Origin of the sequence: Albidovulum sediminis (assembly GCF_025380365.1) — a bacterium.
GTDB lineage: Bacteria > Pseudomonadota > Alphaproteobacteria > Rhodobacterales > Rhodobacteraceae > Albidovulum > Albidovulum sediminis.
The window spans coordinates 46,425-64,138 of record NZ_JAOCQF010000001.1 but is presented as its reverse complement, the minus strand read 5'-3'; the positions used below and the strand labels follow the sequence as shown (position 1 = coordinate 64,138).

Here is a 17,714-nt window from a genome sequence, read left to right as displayed (position 1 = left end):
GGCGCACGATGACCGGCCGTGCCATCAAGGAGCGAAATTTTCGATAAGTTGCCGTGGTGCTGAAGGGCGCTCGGGACGCGTTCGATGAAGGAGAAGACCCCGTCATGCAACAATGGGGGTCGCCATGCTCTACGCTCGCTCTACCCAAGGACAAAGCTGAAGCCATTCAAGGGCTTGGCGGCGGAGGTGGTGCCCAGAGCCGGAATCGAACCAGCGACACGCGGATTTTCAATCCGAAATTTTTGCTTTTCAGGGCAGATCATGGCTGCACATCTATACGTGTAACCATCTGTTTTTCATGATATGTATTGCGCATGGTGGAACATAGAGTTTCGCCCCTACGCCTCAGATTTGAGTGACTAAGATGCGACTAACCGACATTCTGATAAAAAGTCTGAAGGTCCCGGCGACCGGCCAGAAGACCCATTTCGACGACGCACTGCCCGGCTTCGGCGTGCGGGTGTCGCAGGGCGGAACCAAGTCATTCGTCGTCATGTTCGGCACCAGGCGACGGCTGAAGACGATCGGCCGGTACCCTGACCTCTCGCTCGCTGAGGCTCGTCGCGAGGCGAAGCGGGTGCAGGTCGACGCCGCGACCGCCATCGCCGCTCTGCCACGCGATGAGCCGGTGCCCTTCGATACCGCCAGGGACCGCTTCCTCGCCGACAGCAAGTTGCGCCACAAGGAGCGTACCCACACCGACTACGACCGGCTGCTGTGCCGTCACTTCTCCTTCAGCAAGGACATGGATACACTCACCCGTGCCGATATCGTGACGGCGGTCGAGAAACTGGCCGCCACACCCTCGGAGCAGCAGCATGCGTTCGTTGCAGTCCGCGCCATGATGAACTGGTGTGTGAAGCGGGGAATTCTTGACCACTCGCCGGTCCCGGCCCTGACCTTCCGGTCCGTAACCAGGTCGAACGTGTTGTCCGACCCCGACCTGAAGGCCGTGTATAACCGAGCGGTCGCCACCGGCTATCCTTACGGCAGCATCGTCCAGCTCCTCATCCTGTCCGGCCAGCGCCGTGGTGAGATCGCGGCGCTGCGCCGCTCTTGGATCGAGGGCGACCTGATCGTGTTTCCGGCCGGGTTCACCAAGAACAAGCGGGAGCACCGTTGCCCGCTGTCGCCATTGGCGCAGAGGCTGATCGAAGCATTGCCCGAGATCGGCGACATGCTTTTTCCCGCCCGTGGCGTGCCGGATCACCCCTTCAACGGCTGGGGCAAATCGAAGGAGCGGTTCGACAAGCCGCTTGAGGTGGCCGCGTACACGCTCCACGACCTGCGCCGGACTTTCAGCTCCAACCTGGCGCGGCTAGGGACACCCATCCACGTCACCGAGAAGCTCTTGAACCACGTCTCCGGCACGGTGAGCGGTGTCGCGGCGATATACAACCGTTACTCCTACCTCGACGAAATGCGGGCCGCCCTCATGCTCCATGACGAATATCTCGCCAAGCTGACCGCCGATTGATACCATCACGTCACCCGAGGGTACTGTCGTAACCGAGGGCATCGCGATGCTCTTCAGTCATGGAGACATCGTGATGAGGCTACTTTCAAAGCGCCAGCTGAAGGAGTTGGTCCTGTACTCACCGCAACACATCGCGAGGCTGGAGAAGGCCGGGACATTCCCCCTGCGGGTTATTCTCGGTCCCAACCGGGTCGGATGGGTTGAGGCGGAAGTCCTGGATTGGCTGCAGGAGCGCCTGGACTGCCGCGAAGCACCTGAGCGACACTCCTGAATAGGAGCAAAGGTGGCCGGGTGTGCACAACCCGGCCACCTGACCTTGAGTTTGGACTGCGGCGTTCGACCTGTGGGTCGTCACGCGGGAGGAGCCATGCGCGGAGCCGACCCGACAGACCCCTTGGGTGGCGTTTGGCCATCACAACCACACCCAGTCCTCGGTGAACCAACTTCCGAGATTTCACGACCACGATCTGACCGCGTCGAATTTCGGTGCTGAGCAACAAGATGCCGGGTGCGGTCAGCAGTTATGATCTGCCACCGACCGATCGTAGAAGGACTTGACCTTCTGGTGCTGCTGCAATCCAGTGGGTCGATAGGGCTTTGCAATGTCATGTTGCAGAACATTCGCTTCACCGAACCGCTCGATCACGCTGGGATGCAATGGTGCTTCATGTACGATCGATCGATTGATCTTCCCTGCATAGCGGAACACCCAGCCCCTGGTCTCGTCGTGCTGCATGCCCGCCGGTGACGGATAAAGCTGGAGCACCGTGCGATCGACTTTCAGCCCGTCAGGGACGCCAGTGGCTTCGTCCAGCATCCAAGCAAGGCTTATGTCGGAGAGACGTGACTCGGGCTCGGGATAGCTGCCACCGATGTCGGAGTGGTTGCCGGCGAACCAAAGCTGCTTGAACCAGCCGGGCTCGCCGTTGCCGACCTTGCGCCATTCGTTGGGCGTTCCCCATGGGACCCGATCGAAGTCCTTGCGGCATTCGTCAATTGCGAGCGCATGACGCGCCCAGCCGACGTTGATATTCAACTGGGTATCGTAGAAGGTCATTCGAAGCGCGGTAAAATGCAAAGTCTTCCACCACGGAATCCCCGGCAAGTTGAATGCAACCTTCAGATGGGTCTTCACATAGAAGGCCAGGGCCATGACGATGCTAACGCCAATGAACGCGGCGCCCCCGAGCCAGGCATTCCCGACACCAACGCCAATCACCCCGCCAAACAGGCCGGCCAGAGCCAGCCAGACGACAACGACAACGAACAGGGATCCAATACTGGCGAGCGACGCGACCGTGTCGAAAACACCGATAAAATGCGGAATGGCATTCGAACGATCCGACGTGCCAGAATCATAGTCTTCACGAAACCGCCTCGCTAGTGCCTGGCGTTGCGGCAGGTACTTCGTATCGCGCGGCGATCCGACATGTTGGTAAACTTTGGTCACCGCTTCGGTGGCAATCTTGCGGCAGGTGTCCGGGTCGCGCAGAAGCGGGCTGCCATCCTTCATGCGCGTCGGAACGCCGCAAAAGGACAAGACCGCCGCGAGGCAGCGGACCGTGTACGCTCCGCGGCTGAAGCCGAAGAGATAGATCCGATCACCCGGCTGCCAGTTGCGGACGATCTCGGCATAACAGTCGATGATATTGGCGGTGAGCCCCAGTCCTGTCGCCTGGCACACCAGATTTTCGACCCGCCGCAGAAGAGCCCCGACGAACCCGATCCCTGGCGGAACGGTCCCGATGCCCGGATCGTAGTAGGCAAACTGCTCACAGGGGTCGACAGAGGAGTCCGGACCGCAGCGAGCCGCGCGGTAGAGCTTATAGATGTTGCTGCGTCGTTCATCGAAGTGGACACCGCCGCGTTGGCCAGTGCCGTCCGAGAAAATTGCGATGTTCCTACCCATGATCCGGTCCGCGTTCCTGTTGCAATGCTCGTTCTTGGATATTAGCTCCCTACTGCATACGGAACAATGGGTGAACATCCTGATGATCGTTTCAGGTGGTTCATGATCGCGGTGTGAGCTGGCTGGGCCAATGACCCATGGAACCGGGTCGCCGCCCGGCCACATCGTTCGTGCTGCGTTCGCTACTCCCGGAACGCCCGTTCAACATAATCGAGAAACGGCTTAAGTACGTATTGTAGCGGCGAACGCTCACCAGTCTGGATATAGACCTCGACTGGCATTCCTGGCAGGAGCGGCTTGCCGTCAAGGAGTGCACCCTGGTCTTCGGCGATGGCAAGTTCGGCAGTGTAGTAAGAGGCACCGGAACGCTGGTCGAGGGTCGCGCCGGCGGAAACGCGCGCGACCGTCGCGGCAAGCTCCGGCGTCAGCTGGCTGTCGAAACTGGTGAAGCGCAGCTTGGCGGCCTGACCGGCGCGGACGGAATCGACATGGGCGCTGTCGATTCTCGCAATGATCGTCAGATCGCCTTCCTGCGGGATGATGTGCAGGACGGGGTCGGCTGGGCGGATCACCGCACCGAGCGTGTACACCTGCAGTTCATGGACGATCCCTGCCAATGGGGCGCGGAGAACCAGTCGCCCGATCCGACGGTCGAGGTCGCGCTTCTGCTCCTCAAGTTCGGCGAGCCGATTCTGGACGTCGCGAAGCCCCTGCGCCGCCTCTTCCTGGCGCGCGGACGCGAGACGCTCCACCTCGACATCGAGCCGCGCGATCTCGCTCGCCGCCGCGGCAGCCGACGCCGCGACGCCGGCAATCTCGCCGTCGAGCACACGCTCCGTTCGACGCAGTTCGAGCACAGCCGAGGCCGGCATCAGGCCCTTTGCCTGCAAATCCTGCGCGGCAACAAGCTGTTCGCTGACGAGAGCTCTCTGGTCGTGGAGCGCCGCGGACCGAAGCTGCAGGCCCTCGATCTCAGCGCGCTTCTGCTCCTGCTGGGTGCGGAGGCTCTTCACGGTACCGGTATAGGTGGCGAGCCTCGTCGCGAAAACGGATTGCTGCCGCCCGAGAGTCGCAGCCATTGCTGCATCTCCCGCGGCGGCGTCCCTGAGACCTTCGGGGAAGACCAGGGTAGTGGCGGCGAGTTCTTCTGCCGCAAGCCGGGCCGCCTCTGCGCGCAACCCCATGATCTGGCCAGTCACGATGGCCGATTGCGAACCAAGCGTGCCGCCATCGAGTTCCAGGACCGGATCGCCTGCCGCCACGCGGTCGCCGTTCCGCACCAGGATCCGGGCGACAATACCGCCGTCTTGATGCTGGACGACCTGGCTGCGCGCTTCGGGTTCGATCTGTCCCGCGGCAATGACGGCCCCTGCGAGCGAGGCGAAACTGCCCCACACCCCAACGAAGCCCATCAGAAGAGCGGTGATGGTCAGCCCGAACAGGGACTGGCGCCGCGTGCTCCAGTCCATTCAGGTAGCTCCCGCCGGGCGCGACGCACCGACCAGCCGCGCATGGTTCACGACATTCGCCTTCAGCACCTCGTCGCGCGGCCCGAAAGCCGCGACCTGGCCCTGCTTCAATATCAGCACGAGATCGCAGTCCGCAATCGCCGCCGGACGGTGTGCCATGACGATGACAATGGCGCCGCGCGCCTTCAAGGCACGGATCGCCGCATTCACAGCTTCCGATCCCGGCGCATCCAGATTGGAGTTCGGCTCGTCGAGGATCACGAGGGAGGGCGCGCCGTAGAGAGCCCGCGCGAGACCAATGCGCTGGCGTTGCCCGCCGGACAGTTTCGCGCCGGAATGACCAACCGGCGTATCGTAGCCTTTGGGCAGACTCAGGATCACCTCATGCGCCCCGGCCTCGGTCGCAGCCGCTATGACGGCAGCATCGTCGGGGACCTCCGCCAGGCGAGCGATGTTTTCTGTGACCGATGCCTCGAAGAGGGTAACGTCCTGCGGCAGGTACCCCACGTAACGCGCCAGGTCATCGCCATACTGGTCGATCTTCGCGCCGCCGAGCCGGATCTCGCCCGCTGTCGGGTGCCAGAGCCCGGTGAGCGCGCGGGCGAGCGTCGACTTGCCTGCCGCACTCTCGCCGATGACGCCAACGGCCTGACCCGGTCCGACCGCAAAACTCGCACGCAGAAGTGTCGATCGACTCTCGCCGGGCGGGACCACCGTCAAATCGCTGACCACAAGACGCGCCTCGGGTGGGTTGAGTCGCGTCAGGCGTGGCCTTGCGCCAACGGCAGCAGTGAGGACCTTGAGAGCGTGCCATCCCCGATGCGCGCGAACGACCTGCGACCAACCTCCGACGATCTGCTCCACCGGGGCCAGCGCACGGCCCATCAGGATCGAGCTCGCGATCATGCCGCCCGCCGTCATTTCGGCCCTCAGGACCAGCCAGGCCGCCAGCGCCAGCATCGCCGACTGCAGGAACATCCGCAGCGCCTTCACCGCTGCACCGAATCCGCCGTTGCGGTCGCCGAGGTCGATTTCGGCGGCGAGCGCCCGGTCGCGATCACTGCGCCAACGCGAGGCGGCATTGCCGGACATGCCGAGAGATCGGACCGTGTCAGCGCCGGCCCGGATCAGTTCAGCGTTTCGCGCAGCGGTGGCGCTCGCGCGCGCTGAGGTCTCGCCCGTCCCGCGGCTGCTGATCTGGTTGACGAGCATGATCGCGACCAACAGGAAGCCTCCGGTGATGGCGAGCCACCCCAGCAGCGGATGGAAGAGGAAGATGAGCCCGAAAAAGAGGGGCGCGAAAGGCAGGTCCAGAAGCGCGAACATCTGCGGCGACCCCAGGAACCTCCGCACCGCCTCGAGGTCATGGAGTGCCGTTGCTGCCTCGCGCGCGGCCGACGGCGGCGGATCGAGTGTGGCCAGAAACAGAGGGCCATCACATTGCGACTGCAACGCCGCACCGATCCGTGCGCCGATCTGGCCGCGGACCGCGTCGAGCCCGCCCATTGCCGCCAGAAGGGCGGCGACCGCCAGGAGGAGCATGACCAGCGTCGGCACCGAATGACCCGGCAAGACCCGGTCATAAACCTGCAGCATGAACAGCGAGCCGGTCAGCCCAAGCAGGTTCACCACAATCGTGAAGACGGTGACAAGAATAAGCGGTCCTTTGGGGAGCGCAGGCATGGCGAAGGCGACCTGCGCTCGTTGCTTGGTATGTTGCACGGACGACTGCATCACGCGTAAAAGACCCCCGGTCCGGCCCCGGACGCTCTCGCACAGTCTGATGCGCCGGCATCTCCCTTCCGGCGCATGACGCGGATCGCGGGGTGCGCGGGCTGACGCCGATCACACGAAGATAAAATCATCAGCGCTCAACTGCGGCAAAGTCACACCTTCCAGCACAACAATGTCGCCGTCTCCGTAGCGGACAACGGCCGAGCCGGCCACTTCGTCCAGGACCAGATCAGCGAAGGTGAGACCGGCCACCTCAAATCGGATCAGATCTGTTCCGTCCTGGAAATCCCGGATGATATCCTGATCGTCGCCGGCCGCGAAAATGAAGCTGTCCGCGCCTGTCCCACCGACCAGCGTGTCCGAACCGTTGCCGCCACGCAGGCTGTCGTTGCCATCCAGCCCCGACAGAGTGTTGCTCCAAGCGTCCCCGACAAGCACATCGCCGAACAAAGAGCCCTCGATATGGTCGATGTCCGTCAATACATCCCCCACTTCGTCTCCGCCCGCAATCCCCGTCTGAGCGCCACTTGTGGCCAGAGAAACCGAGACGCCCTGCGATGCGGTGATGTAGCTGACGGTGTCCTCACCACCACCACCCGCGAGACTGTCCGCTCCCGCTCCCCCGACGAGCACATCGTCACCCGCGCCGCCGCTGATCGTGTCGTTGCCGGCAAGCCCATAGATATTGTCGGCGTAGCCCGTCCCGGTCAGCGTGTTGTTCGCGCTCGTGCCCTCGAGCTTCGTCTGCGCCAGGATCTCGCTCAGCGACCAAACCTCGCCATCCGCGAACTCGATCACCTCGAGGCCACGACCCTGAGAAGTGCTGTAGAAGCGGTTCACCACGGTCAGGGTCTCTGCGCCGCTCAAGCCCGCGATCGTCACGATGAGGTTGTTGCTGCCCTGCGCGCGCGTCAGTGTCACATCGGACGAGAGAACGTCGGTCAAGACCAGCCGGTCGGTCTCGACCATCGAGGTCGCACTGTCATCGATCGTGTCATTGCCGTCGCCGCGCGCCCAGACGTAGGTGTCGCCGCCCGCTTCGCCCTTCAGGGTATCCGCGCCGGTGCCCCCGACGATCACATCGTCGCCCGCGCCGCCGCTGATCGTGTCGTTGCCGGCAAGCCCGTAGATATTGTCGGCATAGCCCGTCCCGGTCAGCGTGTTGTTCGCGCTCGTGCCCTCGACTTTCGTTCGTGCCAGAATCTCGCTCAGGGACCAGTTCGTGCCATCGGCAAAGCCAATCTGCTCTATGCCCTTTCCATCCGAGGTACTGGCAAACTGGCTCGTCACGACAAGGGTGCTCTGCCCCGCGAGATCTGTGGCGTAGGTCACTGGCGAGACATTCATGAGGTGCTTGGCATCGTCGGCGTGGCCGAGAAGACCGCTTGCAAACAGGTCGGCGTTCGCTCCCCCCGTATCCGGCCCCGAAACGGTCATGTTGAAATATGCGACACTCACAGATTCAAAGTAGGCGAGCTCGATCGTATGCTGTCCTGCGCTCAAACTGACCGTGTTCGCGGTCCACTGATAGGCCGTGGTGTTGGAAACAGGAACACCGTCGATCAGAAGGGCCCAGCCATCATCGGACTGGATGTTGAACGTATAGTCCCCGGCCGCAGCCAGATCGAGTGTTCCAAACATCCGGACGGCATAGTTGTCACCGTTGCCTCCGTGCTTGGCGTCAAGCGCCGCAAGGTTCATGCTTTCTAGCCGCCCGACACCCGCAGCCCCGGTGGTCGGAATCGTCGCGACCGTCGGCTGGCTCAGACCGGAATAGTATTCGTAGTAGAGTACCCCTTTGCTGCTTTCGTAGCTGCCATTCCCGTTGACAACAACCTTCAGGTCGGTCGATCCACTGTCGCGGAAAAGCGACACCTGGCTTTCAGCCACCCCGTGCAGTGAAAGTTCATCAGCTTCGACAAGCGAGACACCAGCGTCCGTAATCGTGTCATTGCCGTCGCCCTGGCCCCAGACGTAGAGATCGTTTCCGGTACCGCCGCGCAAAAGATCAATTCCTTGGCCGCCAATGAGAACATCGTCACCGTTGTTCCCGTCGATGGTGTCGTTGCCGCCGAGGCCATGGATATTGTCGGCGTAGCCCGTCCCGGTCAGCGTATTGTTCGCGCTCGTGCCCTCGAGCTTCGTCCGCGCCAGAATCTCGCTCAGCGACCAGACCTCACCATCCGCGAATTCGATCACCTCGAGGCCACGCCCTTCCGTCGCACTGTAGAAGCGGTTCACCACGGTCAGGGTCTCCGCGCCGACCGGACCCGTGATGGTCACGATGAGGTTGTTGCTGCCCTGCGCGCGCGTCAGTGCCACGTCGGACGAGAGAACGTCGGTCAAGACCAGCCGGTCGGTCTCGACCATCGAGGTCGCGCTGTCATCGATCGTATCGTTTCCGTCGCCGCGCGCCCAGACGTAGGTGTCGCTGCCCGCTTCACCCTTCAGGCTGTCCACGCCGGTGCCCCCAAAGAGGGCATCGTCACCCGCGCCGCCGCTGATCGTGTCGTTACCGCCGAGGCCATGGATATTGTCGGCATAGCCCGTCCCGGTCAGCGTATTGTTCGCGCTGGTGCCCTCGAGCTTCGTCTGCGCCAGGATCTCGCTCAGCGACCAGACCTCGCCATCGGCGAACTCGATCACCTCGAGGCCGCGGCTTTCCGTCGCACTGTAGAAGCGGTTCACCACGGTCAGGGTTTCCGCGCCGCCCGGACCCGTGATGGTCACGATGAGGTTGTTGCTGCCCTGCGCGCGCGTCAGCGTCACGTCGGACGAGAGAACGTCGGTCAAGACCAGCCGGTCGGTCTCGACCATCGAGGTCGCGCTGTCATCGATCGTATCGTTTCCGTCGCCGCGCGCCCAGACGTAGGTGTCGCTGCCCGCTTCACCCTTCAGGCTGTCCACGCCGGTGCCCCCAAAGAGGGCATCGTCACCCGCGCCGGCGCTGATCGTGTCGTTGCCGTCAAGCCCGTAGATCGTGTCCCTGTAGCCCCAACCCGTCAGCGTATTGGCAGCCAAGGTGCCGGTCACGATCGCCTCGGCGACCGGGCTGTCCAGTACCTCAACAACGACTCCGTCGGCAAACTCGATGTACTCGACACCGTAGCCACTTCCCGCCGAGGCAAACCGGTTCTTGACCGTCAGCACCTCGCTGGTAGCGTTCACGCTCACGATCAGGTCGCTGCCCGATTTCGTGAGAGTTGCCCCAGTGGCATTCACATCGATCAGGCGCAACGTGTCCACGTCGGTGAGCGAGGTCGAGGTTTCATCGATGGTGTCGTTGCCGTCACCGCGCGACCAGGCGTAGAGATCATTGCCGTTGTCGCCGCGCAGAAGATCGGCCCCTGCGCCTCCGAAGATACGGTCGTCACCGTCGTTGCCGTCGATCGTGTCGTTGCCGCCGAACCCGTAGATATTGTCGGCGTAGCCAGAGCCGGCCAGCGTATTGGCACTCGCGTCGCCATTGAGCCGGGTGCGGGCGATCAGGTCATCAAGTGTCCAGATCACACCATCGGCAAAGGAGATGGCTTCGATGCCGTACCCCGTGTAGTTGTGCTTGAATCGCTCATCAATCGTAATGGTTTCATTGGTCGGGATGACCGTGATCAACAGGTCGTCGCCATTGGCGTTGGAATAGGTCAGGGACACTTCCGTCGAAACCACATCCAGCAGAACCAGCGTGTCCTGCTCGACCATCGACTTTGCCCAATCATTGATGGTGTCGCCACCGTCACCTTTTGACCAGAGGTAGGAATCGTTGCCGTTGGTTTCGGGATTGGCATTGACATCGCCCCCCCAGAGCGCGTCCACGCCGGTGCCCCCGACGATCACATCGTCGCCCGCGCCGCCGCTGATCGTGTCGTTGCCGGCAAGCCCGTAGATATTGTCGGCATAGCCCGTCCCGGTCAGCGTGTTGTTCGCGCTCGTGCCCTCGACTTTCGTTCGTGCCAGAATCTCGCTCAGGGACCAGACCTCGCCATCGGCGAACTCGATCACCTCGATGCCCTTCCCGTCGGCCGTGTTCGCAAACTGGTTGGACACGGAAATTTCATTCTGTCCTGCCAATTCGGCGGCGTAATCACCCGGCGAGATGTTCATCAGATGCGTAGCGTCTTCGGCGTGGCCGAGAAGACCGCTTGCAAACAGGTCGACGGTCGCTCCCCCCGTATCCGGCCCCGACACGGTCATGTTGAAGTAATCGGCACCTGCAGCTTCAAAGTAGGCGAACTCGATCGTGTGCTGTCCTGCGCTCAAACTGACCGTGTTCGCGGTCCACTGATAGGCCGTGGTGTTGGAAACAGGAACGCCGTCGATCAGAAGAGACCAACCGTCATCGGACTGGATGTTGAACGTATAGTCCCCGGCCGCAACCAGATCGAGAGTTCCAAACATCCTGAACGCGTAGTAGTTTCCAGTACCTCCGTGCTTGGCGTCAAGCGCCGCAAGGTTCATGCTTTCTAGCCGCCCGACACCCGCAACCCCGGTGGTCGGAATCGTCGCGACCGTCGGCTGGCTCAGACCGGAATAGTATTCGTAGTAGAGTACCCCTTTGCTGCTTTCGTAACTGCCATCACCGTCAATGAAGATCTTCAGGTCATTGGAGCCGTTGTTTCTTCGCAGCGAAACCAGACCCGCGCTGGTATCCGCAAGGGCAAGCACATCGGCTTCAATTAGAGACGCGCCTGTATCGTCAATCGTGTCATTGCCGTCGCCCTGGCCCCAGACGTAGAGATCGTTTCCGGTGCCGCCACGCAAAAGATCAATTCCTTGGCCGCCAATGAGAACATCGTCACCGTTGTTCCCGTCGATGGTGTCGTTGCCGCCGAGGCCATGGATATTGTCGGCATAGCCCGTCCCGGTCAGCGTATTGTTCGCGCTGGTGCCCTCGAGCTTCGTCTGCGCCAGGATCTCGCTCAGCGACCAGACCTCGCCATCGGCGAACTCGATCACCTCGAGGCCGCGGCTTTCCGTCGCACTGTAGAAGCGGTTCACCACGGTCAGGGTTTCCGCGCCGCCCGGACCCGTGATGGTCACGATGAGGTTGTTGCTGCCCTGCACGCGCGTCAGTGCCACGTCGGACGAGAGAACGTCGGTCAAGACCAGCCGGTCGGTCTCGACCATCGAGGTCGCGCTGTCGTCGATCGTATCGTTGCCGTCGCCGCGCGCCCAGACATAGGTGTCGCTGCCCGCTTCACCCTTCAGGCTGTCCACGCCGGTGCCCCCGACGATTTGATCACCAAGGGCCGAACCCGTGATCGTATCGTTGCCGGCATAACCGTACATGAGCGCGGGAATGCTGGTGTTGGCACCCGCACCGAACGACGACGTGTCATTCCCCGCGGAGCCCGCCCAAGTGGTGAACTCGCCCTGTTCCGCTTGCGTATGCGCGTTTCCGGCCGCCAGATGGTCCAAGCTCTGTGCGAGCGACGCCACGAACTGAGCCTGGGTGATCCGGCCCGAACTGATATGGTCGCTCCAGAGAGAAAGCTCGGCCGACGTCGCGACCCGCCCCAGGGCATTCAAGTAGGCCTGGTTGACGAATTCGTTGCCCGACAAGCCAAAGAGGCTCGACGCCGGAAAACCCAGGATCGACCCATCCAACGCAAGCAGCGCAGCGGCAACATCATCGGGGTTGTCGACATCGCGCAGCAGCCGATCGCGCAGGAAGGCAAGCTCGTGTTCGGTGGGCGCGCGGTCATAGACCACATCGGAGATCGACTGCACGAGGTTCTCGACGAAGACCCGGTCGAGGTTCCGCTCGTACTGAACCGGGTTCAGGATGACATCGAAGTTGTTGGTGAGCCGGTGAGCATTGCCGACCACCAGGTGTTCAGACGATTCAGCGAGTTGCAGGACCAGGCCCCCGCGATCCAGAGTGCCGCCCGAAAGCGCCCCCAGAAGCGATCCCAGTTCCGCCATGTCCGGCGCCCGGCCCAGAGCGTTCCAGTAGAGTTGGGTCACGAATTCGGCATCCGTGAGCGTGCCATAGCGTGCGGCAAACTCCGCGCCGCCGAGCATACCCTCGGCGAGCAGCACCGTGGTCAGCGCCGCGCCGTCGAGCCGGCCGTCCTTGATGTAGTCGGCGAGCAGCTCGATCTCGCTGAAGTCCAGTTCGCGATCGAGAACTGTGTCGAATATCCGCGCGGCTTCCGAAACAAGTAACGCCTTGGCGACGGCATCGAGGCGAGCCTCCACATGCGAGGTATGGGTCACGGTGAATGTGCGTAACTCGTCGTGGACCTCGCGTGTCTCAGTGGTCTTCCAAGTCCTGTCGATCGTCCAAATCTCGACACCGGACGGATCCACCTGGTGGTCTGTGATCACGTTGGTTGCGCCGACGGCGGCGGTGACGCCGTTGTTCCAGCTGTAACTGCCGTTGTCGACCGGCGACCTGGAGATCGTCTGCTCGATGCCGAAGCGCTGGATAGAGGTTTTCAGCCCGTCGGCCGATGTGGTGGTGACAAACCGTTCGGTCAACTGTCCGCCAAGTCCGAAGGCTGCTTCCGTCTCGCTGCGAGAGCCATCGGCATTGACCACGATCGCGATGGTCTTGTCCGCAAGCCCATTGCCGTCATAATCCATAGAGCGGGTCAGCAACCGGCCGTCTGCGCTTTCAAAGGTCTCGAACGACCATCGCAGGTTGCCATTCGCATAGGTTGCGACGTCAGCGGTCGTCCGGCTGCCATCGGCGTTCAAGGTGGTTTCAACGGTATTGTTCGCGTCGGTGACGCCGTCGCCATCCGCGTCAATCGAGCGAACTCTCGAGAGGCCGTCAGCAGCCGTCGTGGTCACCTGCCGATAGGCGAGCGTGCCCGCCCCGATCCGTTCACTGAAGGTCTCGATCAGCGCGCCATCGGCGGCGAAGGTCCGCAGGGTCTCGCGGCTGATATCGGCCGGACCCGCACCATCGACCGAGACCGTTACAACCTCCGACATCCCGTTGGCGGACAGATCCATGGCCACTTGGGCTATCGCGCTACCATCCGCTCGCGTGTCGGCCCAGGTCTCGGTGTGGTCCCGATCGAGATCAATCGCTGACACAACCCGGCGATCCGCCACTCCGTCCCCGTCGAGGTCGGTGTCCTGCGTCGTCGTGCGGCCATCGGCACTGACGCTCGTCGTGCTTTGGTAGGTCAGTTCTTCACCCGCGGCGAAGAACTTCAGCGTTTCAACGACACTGCCATCGGCGGCCTCGATCCGCTGGGTCTCGCGGTCAAAGTCGTGATCGCCGGTATAGTCGAAGCGAGACCTGGTCTGGAGGCCGTTGCCGCTCTGCCTGATCTCGGCCGAAGACAGATCCAGTCCCGCGGCGTCGCGCGTCACCTGAGAGATGACCCGGTCACCGTTCGCCGCGAGCGTGGTCCGTTGCTCCGACTGGAACTCGAAGATATCGTCGCCGTCCAGGTCGACCCGCTCGGTCATGAAGAGCCCATCATCGGTGACATGGCTTTCGGTCCGGCCGAAGAGGACGTGGTGGTCGTTGGTGTATTCGACCGTCGTCGTCCGCGACCCGTCGCTCCCGAGCGCAGTCACGGATTTTCTGACAAGGTCGATCCGGCCGTCGGCATTTCGATCCGTCGCGATTGTCGCGACCAGCCCATCGCCGCTCACCGTCGCGACCTCGGTCGCCTCGATAACGCCGGCGGTCGACAGGCGCTCAGTGGCCTGAGTCACCTGGCCATCGCTCGCGATGGTGGTCGTCGTCACGCGATCGGCGACGCCGTTACCGTCGGCATCGAAACTCTCCGTCACCGCCCGGCGGTCCGCACTCGTGACCTTCGCGTAACTGTCTATGATCGTATTGTCGGCGGCCCTGCGCTCGAGCGTCTCGGTCCAGATGCCGGCGCTGCTGACCGATCGCGTGGAATTCGTTGTCAGGTCGGCGGTGCCGTCGTGGTTCCAGTCATCCGTCCGGACTTGCGACAGCCCGTCATCGCTCGTCGCGATCATCGTGGCCCTGAAGACCGCCCCGTTGGCCCCCACGTTGACCAGGGTCCGGGTCGTGGAGCCATCGTCGTTCAGCACGGTGGTATCCAGTGCCGAGCGTTCATTGCCCCCGTCACCATCGGCATCCGCGACCGTCGTCACCACCAGTCCATCATCGCTGATGATCGTGGCGGCATAAGCTTGCAGAGATCCGTTTGAGGCCTGCTCACGACGCACGCTGGTGACCGATCCGTCATCCGCCACAGTCCGTGTGGTGACAAGATCGAACAGGCCGTCGCCATTCACATCCGTCGAGGTTGTCGAGAGGCGGCCATCGTCGCTTGTCGTGTCGACCGACCTGGAGCGCAGGACATCGGCCGCATCGCGCAGCTCGGTGGTGACACTGACCCCGCCGTCATTCAGAAGCAGTGTCGAGCGGGATTCGGTGAAATCCGCGCTGGCATCGCCGTCGCGGTCGACGCCGGTGGTCACAACCAGACCATCGTCACTGGCCGTGCGCTGGGTCTGTCCAAGAAGCGTCGCGTCCTGGGAACGGACCTGGTCCGTTGTGGTCACGCTGCCATTGGCGTTGAGGACATTGGTGCTGCTGGCCACGGTTTCAAAGGCCCCGTCGCCGTCGGCATCGGTCTCTACTGTTGTCACCAGACCGTCGTCGCTGGTAGTTGTGACTGTGCTGCTCCGCAGGCTGCCATCGCCGTTGGTCAGGGTGACGGTCCGCGTCCGGCTCCCGTCAATGTTCAGGACGGAGGAGTCGGCCTCGACGATGTCGTATATGAGATCGCCGTCGAGGTCGATCTCAGTCGTGGCGATCAAGCCGTTGGCGCTGATCGCACTTACCGACTGGCTGCGGAGCCCTCCATTGGCATGATATGCCGCCGTCGTGACCGTCTGCGAGCCGTCTGCCGCCTCGATGGAGGTCGTCACGCCGTCGACTGAGCCGTCACCGTCAGCATCCCGCGTCACAGTCACGGTCCGACGGTCCGCACTCTGCTCCGTCGTCGCCTTCCCGGTCAGTGTCGTCCCGTTGCCGGCATAGTCCGACACCGTCCGTGTCGTGCTGCCATCGCCGTTCAGAACTCTCGCGTCGATGGTACTCGCATCATAGCTGCCATCGCCGTCGATATCTGACTGGCTGATTACAGTCAGGCCATCAGCGCTCGTGACCGTCTCGGTCTTCGTTCGAAGAGAATTGTCCTGATTCCTCACCGTCACCGTCCGGGTCGCAATGCCGGCGGCCAGGATGGTCACATCCTCGATCCTCGCGTCCGCATCGCCGTCGCCATCAGAATCGCGGACACGGGTGGTGTCGAGCCCGTCGGCGCTTGTCGTGACCACTTCCGACGCCCGCACCGAACCGTCGGCATTGCGCTCCCAGATCTGGGCCGTGCGCAGCTGCGTGCCGGCGTCCACCGTCACCGACTTCACCAGGTCGGTCGCCTGGAACGTTCCGTCCTGGTCGAGGTCCACCCAGGTCTCGGAGGTCACCTTGTCGACCCCGAGCGTCACCATGGTCTTCTCGCGCACCGAGCCATCGACATTGGTGACGGTGACCGTATTGACCCGGCTCAGATCGGCATTCACCACCGTCTGATCGACCGTCGACGTATCATTGTCGCCATCGCCATCGACATCACGCGCAACAGTCTTCGTCAGCGCGTCAGCCGATTGCGTATGGGTGTCCTTGCTCCGCAGACTGCCGTCGCCATTCGTGAGCGTGATCGTCGAGACCGAGCCCGCGCCCGAGACGGTGATCTCCTGCGCCTCGGTCAGATCGGTATCGCCGTCACCATCCAGATCGCTGGTGATCGTCTTGGTTTTGCCATCCGCGCTCACCACCGTCGTTTCGCGCGAGCGCAGCGTGGCGTCGCCATTCGACACGCTCACCGCTTCCGTGCGGCTCAGGTCCCCGTTCACCGTGATCACATGGGTCGTAATGGTATCCGCACCACCCAGCCCGTCCTCGTTCGCAGCGGTCGCTCGGGTCCTGCCGTCGGCTGCGACCGTTTCGCTGACCGATCGGATCACCGAGCCGCTCTGGCTCAGGTCGCTGGTCGTGTTCGTCCGGCTGCCATCGGCATTGATCACCTGCACCTCGCGCTGGTCGAACCAGCCACCGCCCGTCGAATCCCGCTCGATCACCACCGACGCGCCGTCGGCGCTGCGGGTCGTGACCGTCCGGCTGACCGTGATCGCAGTCGCCGCCAGCGCACCCACCTTGTTGACGATCGTCTCGGCCTTCGAGCCGTCGCCATTCGTGACCGTGTCGATCGTCTGGATCCGGTCCGTCACCCCGTCGCCGTCATCGTCCCAGCTGTTGGTGACACTCGCACCCGTGGGCGAGGTCACCGAGGTCACCGCATAAAGTACCTGCCCGCCAGCGCCATAGGCGGTGCTGACCACCACCCGGTTGCCGTTGCCGTCGGTCGAAACCACCTCCGTCACCCGGTGCCCCTCGGCCTCGGCCACCAGCGCGGTACTGGCCACCGTGCCGGTCGAGCCGTCGGATTTAGTGAAGGTCGTCTGCCCCTCGATCACCGAACCATCCGGGAGCACGATCCGCGTCGCATCCTCGGTCAGGTTGATCTCGGTGATGCCCAGCTCGGCGAGCGACCGGGCCGTCTTCGTCCCGTCGGCATTCGTCACCAGCACCCGGAACTGCGCGAAACCCGCATCCGCCGCAGTCAGCTTCCCGTCGCCGTTGGTGTCGAAATAGCTCCTCAGCGCCTCCATGTCGGAGGTGGCCGTCGGGTCCCATTCGGTGAACACATACTCCCGCTTCTGCGAGATGGTCCCGTCGCCGTCCGCGTCAAAAAAGAGTACCCCGTCGCCCGCCCCGGCCCAGGCCGTCCGGTGCTTCAACCCGTCGCCGCCGGCATCGATGAACGTCGTCGAGCGGGAGATCTCGTCGATCTTCACCCCGTTGCCGTCAAGATCAAGGAGGATGGGTTGAGGGCCGGTGTACTTGGGGTCGCTTGGCGGGCGACCCTGAGGATCCGTTTTGGTTTTGCTGACCGTGTCGTCCTTCACCTTGCCCGGGTTGCCCGCTGTTCCGGACATACCAGATGCACTCGCACCCGAGGGGCCCGCACCGTTGCCAACGCCAGATCCGCCGCCACCTGCTGCGCCCGCACCGCCGCTCGAGTTCTTGTTGCCACCACCTCCCGTAGGCGGGTTG

The 17,714-nt window shown here is 63.0% G+C and carries 6 protein-coding genes and 1 tRNA gene; 2 read left to right on the top strand and 5 right to left on the bottom strand.

All coding sequences use genetic code 11. The features are described from left to right. Nucleotides 1-187: 187 nt before the first annotated feature. Nucleotides 188-266 (bottom strand) — tRNA-Phe (locus N5I32_RS00285). 98 nt (nt 267-364) lie between these two features. Here N5I32_RS00285 and N5I32_RS00280 point away from each other — a divergent pair. Beyond that, nucleotides 365-1,477 carry a tyrosine-type recombinase/integrase gene (locus tag N5I32_RS00280; protein WP_261493395.1) on the top strand — a complete coding sequence of 371 codons (1,113 nt, stop codon included), beginning with the start codon at nt 365-367 and terminating at the stop codon, nt 1,475-1,477. A gap of 46 nt (nt 1,478-1,523) precedes the next feature. Then, nucleotides 1,524-1,748 carry a helix-turn-helix transcriptional regulator gene (locus N5I32_RS00275; RefSeq protein WP_369414206.1) on the top strand — a complete coding sequence of 75 codons (225 nt, stop codon included), beginning with the start codon at nt 1,524-1,526 and terminating at the stop codon, nt 1,746-1,748. A gap of 243 nt (nt 1,749-1,991) precedes the next feature. Here N5I32_RS00275 and N5I32_RS00270 read toward each other — a convergent pair whose 3' ends face one another. From N5I32_RS00270 to N5I32_RS00255, 4 genes are all read right to left on the bottom strand, one after another. Continuing rightward, a complete protein-coding gene (locus N5I32_RS00270) occupies nt 1,992-3,386 on the bottom strand; it encodes a T6SS phospholipase effector Tle1-like catalytic domain-containing protein (RefSeq protein ID WP_261493394.1) in 1,395 nt (464 codons plus the stop codon). A 182-nt stretch (nt 3,387-3,568) separates the two neighbouring features. After that, a complete protein-coding gene (locus N5I32_RS00265; RefSeq protein ID WP_261493393.1) occupies nt 3,569-4,855 on the bottom strand; it encodes an HlyD family type I secretion periplasmic adaptor subunit in 1,287 nt (428 codons plus the stop codon). After that, complete coding sequence (locus tag N5I32_RS00260) at nt 4,856-6,577, bottom strand: type I secretion system permease/ATPase (RefSeq protein WP_261493392.1); 1,722 nt, start codon at nt 6,575-6,577, stop codon at nt 4,856-4,858. Nucleotides 6,578-6,700: 123 nt separating this feature from the next. Then, entirely contained in the window at nt 6,701-17,596 is a 10,896-nt protein-coding gene (locus N5I32_RS00255) for a calcium-binding protein (protein ID WP_261496021.1), read from the bottom strand. Between the last annotated feature and the right edge of the window lie 118 nt (nt 17,597-17,714).